15 protein-coding genes and 1 tRNA gene are annotated in these 21,698 nt (G+C 54.2%); 8 read left to right on the top strand and 8 right to left on the bottom strand.

Features of this window, described 5'->3' with window-relative positions; all coding sequences use genetic code 11:
• Nucleotides 1-45: 45 nt before the first annotated feature.
• The 4 genes from VF639_RS04345 to VF639_RS04330 all read left to right on the top strand — a co-directional run bounded on the left by VF639_RS04345 (nucleotide 46) and on the right by VF639_RS04330 (nucleotide 4,126).
• Nucleotides 46-1,182, top strand: coding sequence for a glycosyltransferase family 4 protein (locus VF639_RS04345; protein ID WP_331144658.1), 1,137 nt, complete (start codon nucleotides 46-48; stop codon nucleotides 1,180-1,182).
• Between the two features lie 96 nt (nucleotides 1,183-1,278).
• On the top strand, nucleotides 1,279-1,917 hold the full coding sequence (locus VF639_RS04340) for a polysaccharide deacetylase family protein (protein ID WP_331144657.1): 639 nt from the start codon (nucleotides 1,279-1,281) through the stop codon (nucleotides 1,915-1,917).
• Between the two features lie 220 nt (nucleotides 1,918-2,137).
• Nucleotides 2,138-3,241, top strand: a complete 1,104-nt coding sequence (locus tag VF639_RS04335) for a glycosyltransferase (protein ID WP_331144656.1) — start codon at nucleotides 2,138-2,140, stop codon at nucleotides 3,239-3,241.
• 111 nt (nucleotides 3,242-3,352) lie between these two features.
• The gene (locus VF639_RS04330) at nucleotides 3,353-4,126 is read left to right on the top strand and encodes a TatD family hydrolase (protein ID WP_331144655.1); all 774 of its coding nucleotides are present in this window, start codon (nucleotides 3,353-3,355) and stop codon (nucleotides 4,124-4,126) included.
• Nucleotides 4,127-4,229: 103 nt separating this feature from the next.
• Here the strand turns inward: VF639_RS04330 and VF639_RS04325 are convergent, their stop codons facing one another.
• Nucleotides 4,230-5,768 carry a rhamnogalacturonidase gene (locus VF639_RS04325; protein WP_331144654.1) on the bottom strand — a complete coding sequence of 513 codons (1,539 nt, stop codon included), beginning with the start codon at nucleotides 5,766-5,768 and terminating at the stop codon, nucleotides 4,230-4,232.
• Nucleotides 5,769-6,041: 273 nt separating this feature from the next.
• On the opposite strand from VF639_RS04325, the gene VF639_RS04320 reads away from it, so the two are divergent.
• Nucleotides 6,042-7,091: an asparaginase gene (locus VF639_RS04320; protein ID WP_331144653.1), complete on the top strand. Its 1,050-nt coding sequence runs from the start codon at nucleotides 6,042-6,044 to the stop codon at nucleotides 7,089-7,091.
• A gap of 69 nt (nucleotides 7,092-7,160) precedes the next feature.
• A tRNA-Ser gene (locus VF639_RS04315) sits at nucleotides 7,161-7,248 on the top strand.
• Between the two features lie 548 nt (nucleotides 7,249-7,796).
• On the opposite strand, the gene VF639_RS04310 is transcribed toward VF639_RS04315, so the two are convergent.
• The 7 genes from VF639_RS04310 to VF639_RS04280 all read right to left on the bottom strand — a co-directional run bounded on the left by VF639_RS04310 (nucleotide 7,797) and on the right by VF639_RS04280 (nucleotide 19,127).
• On the bottom strand, nucleotides 7,797-9,092 hold the full coding sequence (locus tag VF639_RS04310; protein WP_331144652.1) for an NCS2 family permease: 1,296 nt from the start codon (nucleotides 9,090-9,092) through the stop codon (nucleotides 7,797-7,799).
• A 122-nt stretch (nucleotides 9,093-9,214) separates the two neighbouring features.
• Entirely contained in the window at nucleotides 9,215-12,505 is a 3,291-nt protein-coding gene (locus VF639_RS04305) for a TonB-dependent receptor (protein WP_331144651.1), read from the bottom strand.
• Nucleotides 12,506-12,601: 96 nt separating this feature from the next.
• On the bottom strand, nucleotides 12,602-13,693 hold the full coding sequence (locus tag VF639_RS04300) for a purine nucleoside permease (protein WP_331144650.1): 1,092 nt from the start codon (nucleotides 13,691-13,693) through the stop codon (nucleotides 12,602-12,604).
• A gap of 46 nt (nucleotides 13,694-13,739) precedes the next feature.
• Nucleotides 13,740-15,275: a hypothetical protein gene (locus tag VF639_RS04295; RefSeq protein WP_331144649.1), complete on the bottom strand. Its 1,536-nt coding sequence runs from the start codon at nucleotides 15,273-15,275 to the stop codon at nucleotides 13,740-13,742.
• A gap of 662 nt (nucleotides 15,276-15,937) precedes the next feature.
• Nucleotides 15,938-17,587, bottom strand: coding sequence for a HAMP domain-containing sensor histidine kinase (locus VF639_RS04290; protein WP_331144648.1), 1,650 nt, complete (start codon nucleotides 17,585-17,587; stop codon nucleotides 15,938-15,940).
• Between the two features lie 37 nt (nucleotides 17,588-17,624).
• On the bottom strand, nucleotides 17,625-17,993 hold the full coding sequence (locus tag VF639_RS04285) for a hypothetical protein (RefSeq protein WP_331144647.1): 369 nt from the start codon (nucleotides 17,991-17,993) through the stop codon (nucleotides 17,625-17,627).
• A gap of 90 nt (nucleotides 17,994-18,083) precedes the next feature.
• The gene (locus tag VF639_RS04280) at nucleotides 18,084-19,127 is read right to left on the bottom strand and encodes a hypothetical protein (protein ID WP_331144646.1); all 1,044 of its coding nucleotides are present in this window, start codon (nucleotides 19,125-19,127) and stop codon (nucleotides 18,084-18,086) included.
• Between the two features lie 689 nt (nucleotides 19,128-19,816).
• Between VF639_RS04280 and VF639_RS04275 the strand changes: the two genes are divergently transcribed.
• Nucleotides 19,817-20,275, top strand: a complete 459-nt coding sequence (locus VF639_RS04275) for a hypothetical protein (protein WP_331144645.1) — start codon at nucleotides 19,817-19,819, stop codon at nucleotides 20,273-20,275.
• Nucleotides 20,276-20,425: 150 nt separating this feature from the next.
• Nucleotides 20,426-21,652 carry an exo-beta-N-acetylmuramidase NamZ family protein gene (locus VF639_RS04270; RefSeq protein WP_331144644.1) on the top strand — a complete coding sequence of 409 codons (1,227 nt, stop codon included), beginning with the start codon at nucleotides 20,426-20,428 and terminating at the stop codon, nucleotides 21,650-21,652.
• Nucleotides 21,653-21,698 lie beyond the last annotated feature (46 nt).

Here is a 21,698-nt window from a genome sequence, read left to right as displayed (position 1 = left end):
CACAACTTCACCATTTCACAACTTCACCTTTCACCATCTTACCACTTGGATATAGCCGTCAATACCCGATTTCTGCTCCCTGGCGACCATTTGGAGGGTATTGGGCGCTTCACGTTCGAGACGCTGAAGCGGATGGTGGCGGCCCACCCCGAGCATACATTTCACTTTCTGTTTGATAGAGCGTTTGATCAGCGCTACCTGTTCGGGCCGAATGTAGTGCCGCATGTGTTGTATCCGTCGGCGCGGCATCCGTTTTTGTGGGTGGCCTGGTTTGAAGGGGCCGTGGCCTGGTGGTTGCGGCGGCACCGGCCGGCCGTGTTCTTCAGCCCCGACGGTTATACCACGCTGGCTACCCGGGTGCCCCGGGTGACGGTGATGCACGACTTGGCTTTCGAGCATTTTCCCGAGCACATGAGCGTGCTCGAACACAAGTATTACCAGTATTTCGCCCCGCGTTTTGCCCGAGCTTCCGAGCAGCTGGTGGCCGTGTCGGCGGCTACCAAGCAGGATGTGGTACAGTCGTACGGGGTGCCGGCCGCCAGCATTCAAGTGGTTTACAATGCGGCAGGTGGTTGTTTCCGGCCGATGCCGGCCACTGTGCAGCAGGCTACGCGGACGCGTTTTGCCGATGGTAAGACTTACTTCCTGTTTGTGGGCGCCCTGCACCCGCGCAAAAACCTGGTGAACCTGCTCAAGGCTTTCGATGAGTTCAAGCAGCTAACTGGTGCCGAAACCAAGCTGCTGATCGTAGGTCGTACCGCCTGGAAAGCTGGCCCCATGTTCGACCTATACCAGCAGATGCAATACCGCTTCGACGTGCACCTTACCGGTCGCGTTTCCGAGGAGGAACTGGTGCAGCTCTACGCGGCGGCTTTGGCCACGGCGTACGTCCCATATTTCGAGGGCTTTGGTATTCCCATCATCGAGGCGCAGTCCTGCGCTTCACCCGTCATTACCTCCGACCGTAGCTCCATGCCCGAGGTTGCCGGCGGAGCGGCCCTGCTCGTCGACCCGTTCGACCCCACGGCCATTGCCGCCGCGCTAGCCCGCCTCTGGCAAGAACCGGCGCTACGGCAGGAATTGGTGGAAAAAGGCTTGCTGAATACCCAGCGCTTTTCCTGGGACAAAAGCGCTGAGCAGTTGTGGGAAGCGGTTTTAAGAATTATGAATTATGAATTATGAATTATGAATTATGAATTATGAATTAGTGCTTTTGATTGTAAAGTAGTCGTTGAACAACCGATTAGAATTCATAATCCTTAATTCAGAATTCCAAAAATGCGTTTGCACCGTCTGCCGAAATTCTTGCAACGCTTATTGCCGCATACGGAGTGGCGGGGGCCGGTATCAGAAGGAGTAAAGCCCCTTTACCTCACCTTCGACGATGGCCCGATTCCTGGAGAAACCCCGTTTGTGCTGGAGCAGCTAGCCCGCTATAACGCCCACGCTACATTCTTTTGCGTGGGCGAAAACCTGGCGCGCTACCCCGACGTGGCCCGGCAGGCACTGGCCGCCGGGCACCGCCTCGCCAACCACACGCACCACCATGTCAGCGGCTGGCAACTGCCCACGCCCGCCTATCTAACTGAAGTGCACCAGTGCCAACGACTGCTGGAAACATTTGGGGGAAATCTGGACCCGCGCCCGTTGCTGCGCCCACCTTATGGCCGCATCACCCGGGCGCAAGCCGCGGCGCTGCACCCCCATTACCGCCTGATCATGTGGGACGTGCTGACCTACGACTACGACGCGACGTATCCAGCCGAAACCTGTCTGCGGGCGGCACTGGCGCATACCCGGCCAGGCTCCATCGTCGTTTTTCACGACAGTGAAAAAGCTTGCCGCAACCTACGCGCCGTGCTGCCTCGGTATTTAGAAGCTTGCGCCGCACTAGGCTATTCGTTTGACGTGCTGTAATACAAATGCGGTTTGATGTGTTGTTACTGCGCTTCGCGCACCGTTGAATGATGCACCCTAGGGGTTCCTGCTTCACGATTCGTTGAGCAACTAGTGCCGGCCGCAATACCACTTAATCAGTTGTGTCTGAAGCGCAGGCTTCGCGCTACGGCTTCAAGTCAGCAGTTGGAAGTTGGGCGTACAGCCTAGCTTTGTTGGTGAGTCTATATCGTTTCTGAATTTGCTGCTGTTCCTCACGCTGTTCTTCACAGGCTGGTTTCTGATCCTGGCGGCTTCCACGTGGCTGTTTGCTACGCGGCCAGGGAGCCAGCCCGGACCACTACCGACGCCGCTGCCGCGCGTCAGTATCCTGATTGCTGCTCGCAACGAAGAAGCGGCCATTGCCCGCTGCCTCGCTGCCATCCGCCAGCTCGACTACCCGGCGCACCTGCTCGAAGTTTTGCTCGGTGACGATGCTTCTACCGATGCCACCAGTGCCGTTGCAGCGCACAGCATGCAGGGCTTTGCCGGTAGCTTCCGTATTCTGCCCATCCAGGAAACGCTAGGGCTGGCCCGCGGCAAAGCCAACGTGCTAGCCCACCTCACCCGTGCCGCTACCACCAACTACTTCTTCATCACCGACGCCGACATTGCCGTGCCCAACACGTGGGTGCAAGGTTTGCTGGCGCACACAGCGCCCGGCGTGGGCACCGTCACGGGCCTGACGCTGGTGGACGGTCCGCGCCTCTTCCATCGGGTGCAAGGGCTCGATTGGCTGATGTCGTTGGGGCTGGTGCAGGTGGTCTCGGACCAGGGGCGGCCCGTGACGGCCATGGGCAACAACATGCTGGTTACGCGGGCGGCCTACGAAGCTACCGGGGGCTACGAGGAGCTGCCTTTTTCGGTAACCGAAGACTACGAGCTGTTTCGGGCCACTATCCGTTTGGGGTTCAACTACCGCATTATTTTCCGGCCCGAGGTGCTGGCTATTTCCTTGCCCATGCCTACCGTAGGCAACCTGCTGCACCAGCGCCGCCGCTGGACGCGCGGGCTCGAAAGCTTACCGTGGTGGCTGCGCGCCGGCTTGCTTTACTACGCCGGCTTCTACCCGGCGCTGCTGGTGCTGGCTTGGGTAGCAGGACCCGCCGTGGCCGGGCTGGTGCTGGCCGGTAAGATGCTGTTGCAAGGTACCTTGGCGTACTTTTGCTTCCGCCGTGCCGGCCGCCGCGCGCCGCTGTGGCTGATGCCCGTATTCGAACTTTATTCCTTTTCGCTCACTTTTGCCATGACCATCTTCCGTCTCCTGCCCCTGTCCTTCGACTGGAAAGGCCGGCGGTATAAGTGAGTTTTTCGTGGTTGGTTTTTCGTTGTTCGTCAGGCGAACCCCATCCAAACCAGTAAGGTCGAGAAACGAAAATCAACCCCGAAAAACCAAAAACCAACCACGAAAAACGAAATGCCCTTAGCTGATTCCCACGCGCACGTCTATTCCGAGCAGTTCAAGCCCGACCAGGATGCCATGCTGAACCGCGCCTACGAGGCCGGCGTCCAGACCATCTACATGCCCAACATCGACCACACCAGCATCGACGTGATGCTGGAGACGGAGGCGCGCTTTCCGCAGCAGTGTCACCCCATGATGGGGCTGCACCCGTGCTCGGTGGGCAAGCACTTCGAAAAGCAGCTCTACGAAGTGGAAGAATGGCTAGGCAAGCGCCCGTTTGCGGCAGTAGGGGAGTGCGGTATCGACCTGCATTGGGACAAAACCCTCCTGGCCGAGCAGCAAGAAGCTCTCCGCATTCAAATAAATATGGCCAAGCAGCACAAACTGCCCTTGGTGCTGCACACCCGCGAGGCCTTCCGCGAAACCGCCGACCTCATCGAAGCCGCGCAGGATGGCACCTTGCGGGGCGTGTTTCACTGCTTCTCGGGTTCCAAGGAAGAGGCCGAAGAGGTTATTCGCTTGGGCTTCAAGCTTGGCATTGGGGGCGTGGCCACCTTCAAAAACGGCGGCCTCGATAAGTCGCTCCCCGGCATAGCCCTGGAACACCTGCTCCTCGAAACCGACTGCCCTTATCTGGCACCCATGCCGCACCGCGGCAAGCGCAACGAGCCCGCCTACCTGCCCCTGATAGCCCGCCGTCTGGCCGAAATTCTAGGCAAAGACGAGGAAGAAATAATGGAAGCCACCACCCGCAACACCAAGGAGCTGTTCGTGCCTGGCATGTAACGCGAAGCTTCTGCGCACGAGCACAGCAAGTATCTGGCGTCTGCACCATGTGGTGCAATTTCGACTACTCGCTGTGCTCGTGCGCAGAAGCTTCGCGTTACAGCTACAGCTTTCCTTTCGTCGCCTGCTTCACCTTTTTATCGGCTAGAACCTCACTGTCCTTGATGTCGAGATTCGACACGGATTGCAGGGTGAAGGCCGGGACGGATGGTAGGTGCTGTGCTTTGATGTTGCGCAGGTGGATGTCTTTTACGTCAACTAGCACGAAGGGCGGGCGTTGGTCTTCTTTCTGGTAGCGGATGTCGATGTTGCGCATTTCAATGCCCTTCACGTGCCGGATGAAGAAGCCGTAGGAAGGCATGTCGCCCATGTGGCCGGGGTCGGGGTAGTCCTTCTCGCCCTCGGCCGGGTTGATAGCGGCTTGCTCTTTGGTGCCGCCACCCTGGAACTCGATGCGGATGTTGTCGAGCGTCACGTCTTCGATGTCGTGGCCGGGGATGCCGCTGATAATAGAGCCGTACTTCACGTCGGCATTGTAGACCACCACGTTGCTGATTTTAACGCGGCGCAACACGCCTACGGGCGTGCCTTCCGGTCCGCGCATCCGGGCGCCCAGGCGCAGATAAAACGGCGAATTCACGATGTCGCGCATGGTGATGTTGGTGATGGTTACGTCTTCCAGGATGCCGCCGTCCACGGTTTCCAGCGCCAGGCCCCGGCAGAACTCGAACACGCAGTTGGAAATGGTGATGTTCTTGAAGCCCCCATTCGATTCGGTGCCGAACTTGATGCGGCCCGTTACGTCCATTTTGTCGGGCACCAAAGCGGCTTCCTTGCGCTGGTAGGTGCCGTCGAAGAAGGTGCCCCGGTCGAAGCCACTTACTTCGCAGTTGGTGATGGTCACGTTTTCGGTGGCCCTGGCAAAGCCGAGGGCGTACGATCTTTTCAGGCAGATGGCGTCATCGAAAGGCGAGTTGATAGTGCAGTTCGAGATGCGCACGTGGCGGCAGCAGTCCACGTCGATACCGTCGCGGTTGGTGTCCATCTTCACATTGTCGACGGTGAAATTGTCGATGCCGGTGGCCAGGATGCCGAAGTGCCCGCCCCACAGCACCGTAATATCCCGGATCAGCACGTTGCGGCACAGCTTCAGGGCAATGGCTTTGTTGGCGACACCAGGAGTGCGTGTTTCTTCCCGCGTCAGCCCCCTTTTGCCATCAATTATGCCCGTGCCAAGGATGGATACATTCACCAGGTTCTCGCCCCAAATCAGGCTGTTGTGCCAGTGGCTGTGCCCGAAGTCCTGAAACTTAATTGACTCGTTCAATTCTGCCGCGTCATAGCCACCCGTACCGTTGGTCGGCGACTCGGCGGCCAGTAGCGTAGCGCCCTGGTCGATAAACAAGGCAATGTTGCTTTTCAAGTGGACAGAGAAGCTGGCATAAGTACCCGCCGGAAAATACACCGTGCCACCACCCGCTGCTGCCGCCGCGGCAATGGCCTTGTTGATGGCCGGCGTATCCAAGGTCTTCCCATCACCGGTGGCCCCGTAGGTTCGCACGTTGAAAAAGCCCGGCCGCTGCTGAGCCAGCAAAGAGAAACCGAAGAGTAGTTGCGCCGCAACGAGCAAAAGATACCGCATAGGGGAGGGCTAAAGTGGAATTGAACAGGAGTGATACGGTCTTGCAGAGGCACTGCGCAGCAAGTCTCCGTCTTCGCGGCGTCATTGGGGAGGCGTAGCAAGGTGCGAAGTAGCGCGGAACGAATTTCCGCGCTACGTAACCGAAGTTGGGCATACGATTTAATCTAGCCGTTCTGCACTTTCCTGCTGCATCCCGAAATTCCGTAAGCTGCTCCCGGCACGTAGGTTCACAGACGTCATTAACTTGGCGCATCCATCCCAACCTCGTCTGCTTTGCCTTCCCCCAATAACCGTCCTGAAACTTCCGCCCTTGTTATCTATACCGGCGGCACCGCTGGCATGGCCTACAACAGCAGGGGCGAGTTGGTCCCCATGAATTTCGAGCAGATTCGTAAGAAGATGCCCGAGCTACGCCAACTCAACATGCACGTGGAAGTGGTAAGCTTTGGCAAGCCCATCGATTCCAGCAACGTCACGGTGGCCGACTGGTACAAGATGGCGGCCCTCATCCAGGAAAAGTACGCCCTCTACGACGGCTTTGTGGTGCTGCACGGCACCGATACTATGGCGTATTCGGCGGCGGCGCTCAGCTTTCTGCTCGAAAACCTAGGTAAGACGGTGGTTTTCACGGGCGCCCAGGTGCCCGTCGGCGGTATCCGTACCGACGCCCGCCGCAACCTGGTTACCGCCCTGGAAATAGCCGTAGCCCGCCACCCCATGGCCGGCACCGCACGGGTACCGGAGGTATGCATCTTCTTCAACGACTTATTGATACGGGGCAACCGCGCCAAAAAAGTGGAAAGCCAGCAGTACAATGCCTTCCGCTCGGAAAACTACCCACCGCTGGCCCGGGCCGGCATCGAGCTGGAATTCAACGACGAGCAGATTCGCCTGCTGCCGGCCGCCCACCTGTGCACCCACTCCTACCTCGACGAGCACGTGACGCTGCTGCCACTCTTCCCCGGCCTCACCGAGCGCATGATGCGGGCCCAACTGGAAGTAGAGGGCCTGCGCGGCTGCGTGCTCGAAACGTATGGCTCCGGCAACGCCCCCACCGCCGCCTGGTTTCTGAATTGCTTGCGCGCAGCCCACGAGCGAGGCGTCCAGTTCCTCAACGTAAGCCAGTGCGAGGAAGGCCGCGTCATCCAGGGCCGCTACGAAACCAGCGCCCACCTCACCGAAATCGGCATCATTGGCGGCGACGACATTACCCGGGAGGCGGCCATCACCAAACTCATGTTTGTGTTGGGGTTGAAGCGCGCCGCCGCCGAAACCAGCCGCCTGCTGACCTACGATTTGCGCGGCGAAATCACGATCAGCTAAGAGGTTGTTGAGCCCGTGACTTGCGTATCCAGAAAATTGGGTGCTATTTTGTGCCCGCATCCCGCACCTAGAGAGGTGTCCGAGTGGTTGAAGGAGCACGCCTGGAAAGTGTGTATGGGTCTAAAGCTCATCGTGGGTTCGAATCCCATCCTCTCTACAAAAATCCCCGTTTCTGACTTAGAAACGGGGATTTTGCTTTGTTGAGAGACAATCTAGGGGCAGGAGTTGTCAACCGTCAGTTATACACTGTCACTCAACTTTCTCATAGTTGAGTGACACTACTTTCATTTCTGACCTTTGTTTCCGAACAGCCTGCCTCTTGCTAAAGCAAGCAGTAGCACAGCTCAACACATTTATAGTTTTCTGGCTTCACCTGCCCTCAGTAATAGGCTTTGATCTTTCGTTGGCAAGACGCCACTGGTGCCAGTTAGTAAGCTGCTCGCTTAACTCTAGGACCGAGCCTTTAACTAAAGCCAAAAGTACCTGACGGGCACTGGTTCTTTTCGTGGATTATTGCCCGTTAATTTCAGGCGAGAATGAGTGCTAGCGGCAGGAATACAAGGGTTTCCAGCTGCCTGGCCTTTCAACAAAATGTAACGCCTGATTGGGTGGTAGCCGCCGCTGTTACAATCAAGCTTTAGAACGTCTGATTCTTCACTCCCAGGTAGGTCAGAAATTGGGAGGCCCTCACTTGGCGCCCGCGCCTCACAGAAGCAAGCTTACGAGCGACAGGGCCATAATCACGTACATCACCCCGCTGATTTGTTGGGGGCGCAAAAGCAACAAGCGAATAATCCCCCACGATAAAAACCCGCAGGCCATGCCCGTGGCAATGGAAAAGCTGAAGGGCATCATCAAAATGGTAAACAAAGCCGGTACATATTCTTCGTACTGACTGAAATCAAGATGGCGAATCTGGCTGATCATCAGCAATCCTACTATCACAAGGGCAGGAGCCGTGGCGTAGGCGGGCACCACACCAATAAGAGGAATGATGGCCAACGACCCCACGAATAGCAGGGCCGTTACGACGGCGGTGAGGCCGGTGCGCCCCCCCGCCGCAATACCCGTAGCCGACTCGATGTACGCAGTGCTCGGCGAAGAACCCAGTAAACTGCTTAGAATAGCGGCTATGGCGTCGATGTTGAGCATACGGCCCAGGCGCTGAATTTTACCGTCGGGTTGGCGTAGGCCGGCCTCGCTGGCGCAGGCCACCAGCGTGCCTAGTGAGTCGAAGAGGTTGATGTAGAACAAGGCGAAAATTGGCCCCAGCAAGCTCCATTTCAGGGCACCCAGCGGGTCGAGCTTGAGCGTAACGGGCGCTACCCGGATGCTGCTGGTGAACAACTGCTTGGGAGCTTCCACCAAGCCCGCCCCGGCCGCTAAGGCTGTAGCTACCACAATACCAATGAGAATGGCTCCCTTCACGTTGCGGATAAGCAGAGCCAGCGTCACGAAAAGCCCGACTACGCTAATGACCACGGGCCGCGTGAATTTTCCTAACCCCACCAGCGTAGCCGGGTTGGCCACGACCAACCCCATATTGCGCAGCCCGATAAAAAGCAAAAACAGTCCGATACCTACCGGTATGGCCGTTACGATGGTAGGCGGAATAGCTTCCACCAGCTTTTCGCGCGCACCTATCAAGCTCAGAAACAGGAACAGCACGCCGGCCCAAAACCCAATTCCCAGCGCCACCGGCCAGGCAATGCCGTTGGCCAGCACCAGCGTGTAGGTGAAAAAAGCACTCATGCCCAGCCCCGGCGCCAAAGCAATCGGCACGTTAGCTCCCAGTCCCATTAGGGCCGACGACAGGGCCGTTACCAGACACGTAACGGCAATCAGGGCGGGCTTGTCCAGGCCGGCCGCGCCCAGGGTGGTCGGGACCACAAACACGATGTAGGCCATCGTCAGGTACGTGGTCAGGCCGGCTAGCAGTTCGGTGCGAAAGGTGGTTTGACGCTCCTCGAAGCGAAAGAGCCGGGCAAGTTGAGTTTGCATGGAAAGCTGAAAGCGAGAGTGACGGCTGTAAAAGAAGCGGAAAGCCACTTACCATCCGGGAGCGGGCCTGGCGCACCAACCCGGCCGGTAATGAAATTCGAGCGCAGCGAGGCGTAGAAAAGCTAGTTGAAGATGTAGCGGATGCCGAGTTGGGCGGTCCAGACGTCGCTGGCAATGGAAGGCAACTGGCTTAGCACGGCCGAGCTCTGGTAGGTGGTCGTGAGCAAGGTTTGGGCGGTGCCACTGCCTAGGGTTGCCATCCGGTATTGGGGCACCCCGGTGGGGCTGGTGCCCGCGGCAATCAGCGGGCTGCGGTTGATAACAGTGCGGCCCACTCCCCAATCCTGGTTGAGCAGGTTGCCCACGTTGAATACATCGGCGCGTAGCTGCAAGGTGTTGCGCTTCTTGCCAATGTTGACGAAGAATTCCTGCACCAAACTCGCATCCGCACGGAACACCCACGGGATGAGAGCCCCGTTGCGCTCGGTGTACTGGCCGCGCCGCGACTTCAGATACTGGTCTTGGTTGATGTAAGCTTCGAAGGCGGCCTGCTGCTGGACGGGGGTAAAGAGCGTGGTGGTTCCGCTGACAATGGGCAGGAACGTTATGGTCTCGCCCGTCGCATTCGGCACGTACAGCAAGTCGTTGCCCGTGAAACTGTCTCCGTTCTGGTCGCCGCTGTAGGTATAGCTGAACCGGCCTTGGTTGCGCGCCTCGTAGAACAGCGACACTTGGGTGGCGCCAAACTCGCCGTATTCCTTGCGATACGAAACCGAGCCGATTACGCGGTGGCGCAGGTCGTTGTCGGAGTAAGCCAGCGTCGGAAAATTGCCGCCGTTCACGGCGTATATACCCCCGTAGGTACCGCCGGCCGTGCTGCCCGCCGACATCAAATCCTTGGCCTGACTGTAATTGTAGGCAACCCGGGCGTAAAAGCCGCGGCTGAACGGGCGCTCCAACTGGGCCGTAAGCGAGTAGCTGTAGCCTTTGCTGGTATTGGTGAGGTAGTAGTTCTGGGTGATGCCGGGATTGAGGCGGTTGGCGGCCGCCGAGCCTGGGTAGCGGGTCCGGGCGTCGGGTCCGGCAAAGGTGCCCTGGGCGTCGCTCTGGTTGATGTTTACGTAGCGGACGGCATTCACATTCTTGTTGTAAATAAACTCCAATGTGCCGATTACCCCCGCCACCAAGGTTTTATCGACAGCGATATTGCTTTTCCACACCTGCGGAAACCGGAAGTTGCGGTCCGTTATGTTCAGCTGATAGGTTGGGGGCAGGGTGGGGTTGGTGGGGTAGTTGGCCGTAATATCGGGGCTGAAAGGAATGCTGGTCGTGTTGGTTACGTCGGTCGTGCCGAGCAGAATACCGTTCTGGCCAATCTGGTTGCCGATCCACACGAAAGGAGGGCGGCCCGTGAAAATCCCCGTGCCCCCGCGTACCTGCAAGGTTTTGTTGTTGACTACGTCCCAGTTAAAGCCTACCCGCGGCGACCATAGCGGCCGGGCCTTGGGCATTTCATCGGTGCGCACCTGCAACAACTTGCCCGTTTCGTCGCGGAAAGTTAGCAGTGAAGCCGGCTCGTTGAGCAAGCCGGTTTTATCGAAGTAGGGCACGTCGGCGCGGATGCCGAGCGTCAAAGTCAGGTTTGGCAGGGGCAGGTAGTTGTCTTGCAGATAAAGACCCGTGTAAGTCACTTTCGTGCGCGAAGTAGGCTGCGCGTTGCCCGGCAAGGCCGAGTACTGCTGCTGATACCGCACCAGGTTCACCGGGGAAGTGGTAGCATTTGGGTTGGTCAAGTAGGCATTAGCCGCCGCGTAAAAGTCGCTCAGCGAGGCGTAGGTGTACACGCCGGTGCCCGTTTGCACGAAGGTGTTGTTGAAGCTTAGCCGCTCTAAGTTGTAGCCCGCCGTGAGGGTATGTTTGCCCGCGTAGTACGATAGGTTGTCCTGCAGCTGAAAAGTCGAGTAATCAAGCAGGTTGTTGTAGGTGAAGGGGTCGTAGCCGAAAGAAAGATAGGTGGTGCCCGCGTTCTGAATATCGACCAGCGGGAACGGGTTGGTTTGCTCGCGGCTCTCGTCTTGGTAGGTGTAGCCTAAAATCAGGTTGTTGGAGAACTGGTTGCTGAAAGTGGAGTTCAGCTCGCCAATCACTGAGCGAATGCGCTCGAGCTGCACATAATTGGAGTTCTCATACGTGAGCGAGTTCAGGTTGCCCCGGCGCGCGCCACTCACGGCGGCCCCGGTATTAATGGGCACGTCCTGCCGCGAGTTCAGCATGTTGTAGCGGATGCTGGCCCGGTGCTTATCACTGATGTTGTAGTCGAGCTTCGCCAGAATTTTGTCGCTGCGGCGCTCTAGGTTGTAGTCTTGGAAGGCGCCCGTCTGGTAGTTGAAATTGGTGGCTAGAAAATCACTTATTGCCGTTAAGTCTGACGCCAAAACCCGGGTGGTGTTGCCCTGCACTGTCTCGCCGCCGTTGTTGGCCAGGTACTGCGTAGCCGGGTCGGTGCGGCGCTCTAGTTCGCCGTTCACAAAGAAAAACAGCTTGTCTTGGATAATGGGGCCACCTAGCCGGAAGCCGGCCTGCTTGTTGGAAAAGTTGTTGACCGTGAGCTTGGTGTTTTTGGCTTGGTCGCCGACCAGCTTATCGCCTTGCGTGTTGTAGAACACCGAGCCCGAAAACTCGTTGGTGCCCGACCGGGTTACGGCGTTGACGCCCGCGCCCGTAAAGCCGCTTTGGCGAACATCATAAGGCGCCACGTTCACCTGGATCTGCTCGATGGCATCGAGGCTGATGGGCGAGGCATTGGTCCGGCTACCGGGCTGCGCGCCCAACCCGAAGCTGCTGTTCAGGATCGAGCCGTCGACGGTGATGTTGTTGAGGCGGTTGTCCTGGCCGCCAAAGCCTTGGCCGTTGGCTTGCGGCGTTAGGCGGGTGAAGTCGCTCAGGGAGCGGCTGATTGTGGGCAGCGAGGTAATAGCTTCGCGGGTGAGGTTGGTGGCTGCGCCGGTGCGGTCCGAGCTAAACACCCCGTTTTTGTTGCCCGTTACCACCACTTCCTGCAAGGCGCTGGTCTGGTCCGACAAGTCGAACTGGAAGGTGCCGGCCGTGCCCAGGGTTAGCTGCACATTGTCGAGCTGCCGGGTTTGGTAGCTCACGTAGCTGGCCGTGATGGTATACGGCCCGCCCACCCGCATGCCGGGAATGGTGTAGCGGCCGTCGGGGTTGGTGATGGTGCCGTACTTAGAGCCCGAAGGGACGTGCAGCGCCACCACGGTGGCGCCGGGCAGGGGCTGGCCCTTGGTGTCTTTCACCAGACCCGTGATGGAGGTGGTCGTGACGCCTTGTGCCGCCGCGCCGAGCTGGACTAGCGCAAAAAACGCTACCCGTAAAACGTTCAGATACAAACTTCTCATGGCTTTCAGAAATGCGTTGGTAGTTCATGACAGCAGGGAATTTTGTTTGTTGGAGTGGCGCGCGAAAGCAGAAAGGGCAAGCAAAAACGGCGTGGCCTACTGGCCGGGAATTTTATTGGCGAATTCAGTCCAGTTGCTCACTAGGCGGTTTACCACCAGTGAGCCAGTGAGGTAAGCGGCTTCCACCGACGGCAGATAAGCGGAATAGCCTTTGTCTTGGCCATGCTCCTCGTTGGCCAGGCTTTGGATGGCCGTGATGCCCGGGTGCTGCATGGTGAAGTTGCTGGCCGTGCGCAACACCAGGTACCGGTTGAAGTCGACCCGGCCCGCCTTCGCCAGAAACTGCAACGACTGGCCCGTGCCGGTATCCTCCATCGCCGACGTAACGAAGTTGCCTTTGCCCTGAGTCCAGTAGCGGACCCAGTCGTTGGCCCAGGTATTCAGGTTTTCGCCGTGCCAGTAGGTCATGGCCGCCAGGTGGTCGCCCATCATCACCTTGGGTGGCTGCTGCGCCGCTGCGTGCTGGGTATAGGCTTGGCGCATTTCCCGAATCTTGTCGTTGTCGGGCAGTTTCAGGTCTTTGGTTAGCTCGTAGGCCCAATGCACCAGCCCCGGATTCAGGTGCATGGCGTTGTTGTACTCGCCCGCCCGCGCTGGCTCCTGATAAGGCTTGGTTTTGCTGAGCGGCAGGTAGCCGGTAGTCCAATCTTTAGGGATTTCGCGCGGGTCGATTTCGTGCGCCAAGTCGCCATCCACCAGCCACTCGGCCCACACCGCCGAGCCCGTGCTGCCGTCGGCCGGATCGATGCCCGCAATGCCCGCCACCAGCCAGTACGCCTTGGTTAAATCGAAGCGCGGATCCATGCCCAGGGCCATAATGGAAGCGGCCGCCCGGGCGGTGCCCATGCCCGTGCAGATGCCCAGCACTTGCTTTTCAGGGTTGTAGCGCAGCGCCCGGTAGCCCTGCGGAAAAGCCAGCACTTCTTTTAACGGCAGCCGCTCCACCCAGTACTGAAATTCGCCGGGGGTGTCGCCGGTGTCGTTGTCACGCTCGAACATCGTAACCACTACCACGCGCACGGGAATGGGCTTGGCGGGTGTAGTTGTAGGGGCGGCCGGCTTGGTTTGCGCCACCCCCAGCAGTGGCCAGAGCAAGGCCAGCAGGAAAACAGTACAGCGATGTTGCATAGGGAGGCGGTAAAGTGAAAAAGGGCGAAGTAAAACCGCCCAAGGCTTAAGGAACTTGCTGATTGATGCGGCCGACAAAGGCCAGCCACTGTTGCTGCCAGGTAGCGCGGGCCCGCTGTTTCTCTTCTGTTGTCAGGAAGCCGTATTCGATGCCGTTGAGCGCGAGCTGCTTCAAATCCCGCAAATCCAGCTCCCAAGCCAGGAAAATCGACCAGTAATCAGGCGTTACGCCCACGTAGTCGAAGATACTGGGGTCGTCGGGGCTAATGGAGATTTGCACGCCGCGCCGGATCCAGGTGTGAGCCGGGTGCATGCGTAAATCCCCCACGTATTCAAGCACTTGGTTGCTTAGGGGACTTACTTCGATGCAGATTTTTCGCTCCCGGACCAAGTCTTCCGCCGCGGGGAAAAACGACAGGTTGAACCCGTGCCCGATGCGGTTACTACCCAGTACGGCCGCATCATTCACGTTGGAAACGTGCTGCCACGTGCTTTCCCCGTCGTGCAGACACAGGGGGAGGCGCACGCCGGTGGCGGCCGCCAGCGAATCGCGCAGGGCCCACACCGGCTGGAAGTAGCGCGTGGGGTGACCCGCATCCTCGTGCGCCACCAAATCAAACGCCTGCACGACGGTGGGGTGGCGCTGGTGCAGTGCAAACGCGGTGCGCAAACTACGCTTGATCTGCTCAACTGATTTAAACCGCAGATCAGCATAAATCAGCTTGAAGCTGAAGTCTGAGTGCCGTGCCGCCCGCACGCGCTGCGCGGCGCGCTGGTAGTAGCGGATGATGGAATCGGCGGGAAACGAACCCGCAGGGTGCTGCAAATCATAGAGGCTGCCACTCAGGCCGGCTCGCAGTTCCACATGCTGCACGCCATCGGCGGCCAACGAATCGAAGGTGGCTGCGGCCATGTCTTCGAACACGGGTTGATAGCCCGTGAAGCCGCCTATGCGCCGGAAGCACTTCTCGAATTCCAGCCAAATGTCAACTGAGTCCCGGCCCGTGTGCTCGTTGAAGGTGAGTAGCTCGTGGAGCTGGTTCGGAAAGCCCGGCACTGTTCGTTGCAGCACCTGCGCCAACTCAAAGCCCTGCGGAACCTCCTGCGGCCGAAAGAATTGCAATTGGCCTTTCAGGTACTGGCCGTTGTCGGGGCGCCAGAACACGTAGCAGTTAGGCTCGCGCATTGCGCGCTCAACCATCCACCACGCGCTGCCCCCCGCACCCGGATGCAAGTGGTGCACGCCGCCCTTGGGCATGGATTTCAGCAGCCTATAAAGTTTGGTGGCATACATATGCTGCCGGCCCCGGTAGAAGTTACGGGCCGGCGGAAAAAAATGGACGGAGTCATAATGCGCCAGCATTTGCCCTCGCAAGGCTTTCAGACGCTTATTGGCTTGCTGTTCTTCGGTTGACAGGCGCAGGCTCGCACTGAAATTACGGAGGCTATCCGCCAACTCTAGCTGCTGCAATTGCTGCTCGTAGCTAAGCACCCGGCGCTTTTTTACCTCAGTGGATTGACTTGATTGCCCCGGTTTGAGTTGAACACAGCCGGTAGCGCCACCCAGGAGCCCCAACCACACTGCCCACCGTATACAAGTCGGCCAATAGGTAAGCTGTAAGCTAGTGCCAAGCAAGTTTCGAAATCCTGTTTCGACACGCCTTTTCTGAGCTACCGGCTTTTTCACTAACAAACGGGTAAAGGCCACGGTATATGATGCTATCAGTGGCAGCACACCAGCTAGCAGCCAGAGAAGCGGAAAGACTTCAACCATAAACTACCGGTATGAAGAAGACAAGCCTCACGTATTCATGGCAACGTACTGCAGACTTTCTACAAAAACAAGTTGAAATATGAAGAATCGAAAAATGCCTTATAGTTTGAGGGGGTATTTTTATAAAAACAGCATAATTCGACTTGAAATCTCTTCGTAAAAAGGGGGGATATTCAACAAAAGGTGCAGCTAAGAGCATATTGCCTTAAAAATCACAGGGCACTTGCTAGCCGAAAACATGCCGTACGGCTGTTCACAGCAAGAGGGTAGAAGACCACCTTAGGAAGTAGACTTGGGAACTCCTGCTAGCTGAGCGCGGTGAATCTAGCTCTGAGGTATACAGATGGCGGCTACTGTATCGGAGACTTCAATTCGTAGCCCGTATGCGGCTCGTAGCCCGTATGCGGCGCTAACCATTCATACCGATACGGCCGTAAGCCATAATTACGCAACTCCTGGAACCGATAAGCTCAGCTTATGAGCGAAGTTGATAGGGGCAATTTAATTATAAACGTGGTGAATGAATTCTGTTTCGTATCAACAGATATATTTCCTTTATGCGTTTTAATAATATTTTGGCTGATAAATAGTCCTAAACCTGTTCCCTTAGAGGTAGGCTTCGTTGTGAAGAAAGGAGAGAATAGCTGCTTTTTCTCGACATCTGACATCCCTTTGCCATTATCCTTTATTCTTATTTCTACATATTCTTCATCAAGTGAAGTGCTAACTGTAACCTTGGGCTTGAATTTTTCATCTATTAATGATCTTTCATGCAAAGAATACATGGAGTTATTTAAAATGCTAAAAATAACCGAACTCATTTCTGCAGGTAATATTTTAGCAGGTAAGCTCTTGTGCTCAGGTTCTTTGTTTAGCTCTAACGGAATGTATTGGTATGTTTCATCTAACTCATTTCTATAAACTGACAGTTGATCTTCTATAAATGAATTTATATCGATTTCAACAAAGAGGTCGGAATTAACCTGCAGTATCTTATCCATGCTTCTTACTATCCTGGTCAAACTGAAGCTATGTTCCTTGATTTTTTCTGTATTAACTTCAACCATAGTGAGCAACGGTAGCAATTCCAACTGAATATGATTATCAGTTGCATACTTATCTGAAGCTAGAAGTTCTTTGCTTTCCTCTAAAAGCTCGTTTGATATGGCAGCAAAATTACTGACGTAGCTTAAGGGATTAAGCAACCTGTCAACCAGGCCTTTAGTTAATTGACCAATAGAGGCCAACTTCTCTTGTCGAATTAGTTGTTCTTGCGTTTCTTTTAGGTCGGTAAGCGTTTTCTTTAGACCTTCTAGCAAGTCGTCTGATTTTCTCTTTTCTACTATTAATTCGCTGGTTCGGTCTTCTAATTCCTGACGTGCCGTTGACAAGTCATCCACCATTTTATTGAAGGCAACACTAAGCTCTCCAATCTCGTCTCTCGATTTATTGAGGACACGCTGCGTAAGGTCGCCCCGTCCTACTTTGGTGGCGGCATCTCTTAGCTGCAATACAGGAATGGATATATTTCTAGCTAAGCCAAAGCCAATTAGGATACCGATGCTAAATACTACGAAGCTAAAAAACAACGAAGTAATTCGGATTTGCCTTTTACTCTGAATGATTTCTTTAGTTGAGAAAGCCAATACTATTTCTCCTTGCATCACGGGCGTACTGAAGGCTGATCGTTTTATGATTGTCGAATCATTGGATGCAGCATCAATAGTTATTTTTCTATGCTCAGGATAGGTTTTAAATACAGTCCGATTTATTTGATACTTAGAATGGCTGTTGTTCCAGACGGTATCAGTCTGTACCAGGCTTACAAACACCAGTAATGGATCTTTCTTAACAAAATCCATGGCGGTCTGGACCCCCTCAAAATTTTGTTCAGTCATAGCAATCTTCACTCCCAAGGCAACTGTATTTGCATGGTTCTGAACTTCTTTGTTGAAATTGGTTAGCAGATATTTTTCCTGAATGGCTGGTAGATAAAATAAAACGAAGAAAGAAAATAGCAATACTATGCTAGTTACAGTCATCCATATTTTAGTCTTGAGCGTTAAGCGCAACTGCCTGGCCTGTAGAATGACAGCTGTCTGATAGAGCGGATTTAGCATGGGATGTAATAGGCTTGTATTCTATACACGATAGCTCTTATAAAAACTTTTTACCGTCAATGACCACAATCTTACTGCTAGTAGGAGGGCGGTTGACGACGCCAATAGCACCGTTCGTTTGTGAAACGAATTCTTCTAGTTCGGCTTCCGAATTGAAGAAGTTGGGGGCATCCGCCTTTCCCTGAAATACCAAGGCGAGCCAGTACTTGTTTAATTCATTGCCAGTCATGTTATAAATCTTCTTACTTGTATTTGTTCCAATCGAGGTATTGCTTTTTAAAAGCGCTATAATCACTTTGCTGCCATCTGGCCATCGTAATTTTTCTCCTCTCATGGTTGATTTAAGCTGGCCCATATTCATCTCGGAGGGTACTCCTTTTCCATTGGCAATTACAACTAAGCTCATGTCCTGAGAGTAGGCAGGTGAATGGCTATATAGTATGATTAATAGCAACTTGAAAGTAAGCCGACGAACCCAATTCATAAACACGCTGCTTTAAAAACCGACGGCTACTTGAAAAATAACTCTATCTGAATCGTTAGCTCTATAATTTTTTATGTGTTGATACTCAAGTTTGAATACGGCCAAATAACTTAACTCATATCGGAGGCCACCAACGAATGACTGAGTATTTTTATCTAAGTAATACACTTCCTGTTTTCTGTAATGAATATCATCAACTCTGATATACGGAATAATTTTATCGGTGAGCCTTATGCCGGCATAGGCATAGGAAGCTATTGTATTTTGGGTACCAAGACTATCAGACTTGTTCACTGCCATACTGCTCTCTGCTAATAGCTCATACTTCTTGGAGAAGATAGAATCATTATAAGAAATAGAGCCAGTCATTATATTCTGATTTATTTTAGCTAGTGCCATTGTGCTTACCCCGTTCGAATGATTATGAATCATACTGCCTTTCGAGATGACGTCATGGTAGATAGATGCCCCAAGCCGCATACCATCGGTCGGCTTCACGTGCATGGCTACGGTCAACGACTTGAAAAAATTATTATCGGCTACATCACCGGAACCTAATCCGTTGCCAACCATAACATCGTAGCCAAATCGGACCCGGCCAAGGTTTTGTCCTTGTAAACTAACGCCGGTGGTATGGAGCGGTATAATGCCCTGAGAAAAAATTAATGGACGATCAACCGTGGGAAAGAATACTCTGCCATGATGGTAAGTGTCGTTCCAATAGTTAACTGGTGTATGATGTTTGCCGAGTAAAATACTGTGGTTTCCAGCATAATTATATTTTAAAATAATACGCTCGATACTAATATCGAAATCGGTAGGTGAATCAAACGAATACTTAACAACCGTTTCGCCTAGGAATGATAAGCGTTCGGTTATTTCAGAAGTAATAAATAAGTCCTGCTCGCCAAGACCAAAGTTTGCTTTTCCATCCTGATAATAGCTGTAGGCGTCTACGAAGCCTCTTATTTGAGTCCGTTGCGCTGCTATCTTTTGTATAGAACACAGTATCAAGCTAGCCGTTAATAAAATAACGAGTCTGTATTTTTTGCTCATATCTTATTTTTTGCTGGTATCAACTTACGTGCGGTTGAAAGAACGAGTGCTCTTATAGATTCTATAATCTGTTAGTTACAGACCATTGGATCGAGCCATTATCTGTGGTACAGGTATCAGTCGATCATATCGATGTTAAGAATGATGCAAGCAGTAAGGAACATGCCGGAGAGCAAAGAAAGGGCATGAAATATCAAGAAATATATTGGAATCCTTACAGATTAAATATAGTTTTTTATATTTAATATACTTGCGAGTTTACTTCTACATTACTCGACCACTACTTTTGGATTACTAGCTGAAATGCCTCAGCGCACTGCACAGAGGATATTCTGTTGAACCCGTCTGCATTGCTTGTGTGCTAAGAGGTTTTCCCGCCTATACATTTGCTTGAGGCGGGTAGAACTGCCTGGTAGCAGCCAGCCACTCACCTTCGAGCGAACCACGCAAGGGCTGCAACTGAACCTGCCGGCCCAAGCACCCCATGCTGTTGCTTACGCTTTCAAAATCACTGCTCGGTAAGCAAGTTGCCGGGCAAGCAGCTAAGTAGCCTGGTTTGACTGCACCCGCCACGGAAGCGAATTTATGGCTGACGGCGAGCACAAATGATGGTGAACAATATTAAAAATATAAAATATTTATGGATGAGATAGATGCTGGAATGGTTGAGTTTCGCTATTTTGGCTGGTATGAAGCAACCTCTACTCACTCTCATTCTTGTACTATTTAGCTTGTTTGGAAGAGCGCAAAGCCAGCCAACTCCCTTCAAATCGGCCAACGTGATTACCGTGCTTACGACGGATAGCGCCGCTACGGCCCTGCATAAAATGGGGCTGGCCCTCGTAAGGCAGGGGTATATGGTGGATAAGGTAGACAAGGAGTTTATGGTTTTGGTGAGCAGGCCCCGACAGTTAACCAGCTATTCGGCGCCTATCTTTATAACCATCCGAATCAGCGCTACTCCTACAGCGCCCGCCACCTTGCAGGTCATGGGCGACTATGTGATGGCGACGATGTTTGACGTGAAGTTCAACCCCGTGGAATACCCTTCCCGTGGCTTGCGAGGGGCTAGTATTATTACCTTCACCGAGCTGGAAAAGCTAGCCAGACTTTACCCGGATGGGAAGCTAGCTTACGAGAAACACTAGCGCTACATAGTTGAGGTACAAGTTATTGGCCCAAAATAAAGCCCCGATTCTACGCAGAATCGGGGCTTTATTTTGGGCCCGCGGCTTCGTCGATAAACTTGTTGTAGAAGGGTAGCGCTACATTTAGTTTTCCAACTAAAACAGATAGCCATGCGCAAGTTTGTTGTTTTACTGGCCCTGTTACTGTTTTCTGCTTTTCAGGGGCCTGCCACCTCGCGCTTTGCAACTGCGGAAGTGTTTGCTTTTGCGAAACAGCCCATCCAGACGGGGGCTGAGCAAACCACGCGCTACCTGCCTTATCTGAAAGGGAAGAGGGTGGGGGTGCTTGGTAACCAAACATCGGTTATCGGCAAAAGGCACTTGGTGGACAGCCTGAAGGCGCGCCAGATCAACATTGTGAAGGTGTTTGGGCCCGAGCATGGCTTTCGGGGCAATGCCAGCAATGGCGCCCACGTGCAAGACGAAGTAGATCAGGCCACGGGTATCCCGATTGTGTCACTGTACGGGGCCAAGCGCAAGCCAACTAAGGCCGACATGGAGGCGCTGGATGTTATGGTTTTTGATCTTCAGGATGTGGGCTGCCGTTTCTATACCAACATCAACACGCTAAGCGACGTGATGGAAGCCTGCGCCGAAAACGGCAAGGAACTGCTGATACTGGACCGGCCCAACCCAAATGGCTTTGTAGACGGGCCGGTGCTGGATATGAAGCTGAAATCAGGCATTGGTAAGTTTCCCGTGCCCATCACCCACGGCATGACCATAGCCGAGTTTGCGCAGATGATCAACGGGGAAGGCTGGCTGCCCAACCAACTGAAGTGCAAGCTGAAAATCATTCCGGTGCAAAATTATTCTCATGCGCTAGATTACACCTTGCCCGTCAATCCTTCGCCTAATCTAAATACCCAGCAGTCCATCTTGCTTTATCCCTCCCTGTGCCTGTTCGAGGGGACTATTATTAGCCAGGGCCGGGGCACGTATATGCCCTTCACGGTGCTAGGCAGCCCGGAGCTGAAAGGCAAATACAGCTTCTCGTTCACTCCGGTAAGTATACCCGGCAAATCGGAAACACCCCTGCACCAAGACCAGGTTTGTTACGGGCTGGATTTGAGAAAGTATGATCTAAGTGCCTATCGTAAGGCCGGCAAGATCAACCTCAACTGGTTGATAGAGATGTACAAGGCCTATCCAGTTAAAGAGAAATTCTTCGACAGAAGCCAGAGCAAACAGATGGGCAACATCGACTTCCTGGCCGGGACTACGCTTCTGAAAGAACAGATTGTAGCGGGTAAAAGCGAGCAGGAAATTCGTAAAACCTGGGAGCCGCAGCTTTCCACCTACAAAGTCATGCGCAAGAAATACACGTTGTATCCTTGAGTTATAGGCGCTGTACTGCAGTAGTTTACAAATCCTATTTAGGCTG

The organism is Hymenobacter sp., assembly GCF_036387835.1.
GTDB lineage: Bacteria > Bacteroidota > Bacteroidia > Cytophagales > Hymenobacteraceae > Hymenobacter.
This window is presented reverse-complemented; position numbering and strand designations above follow the sequence as displayed.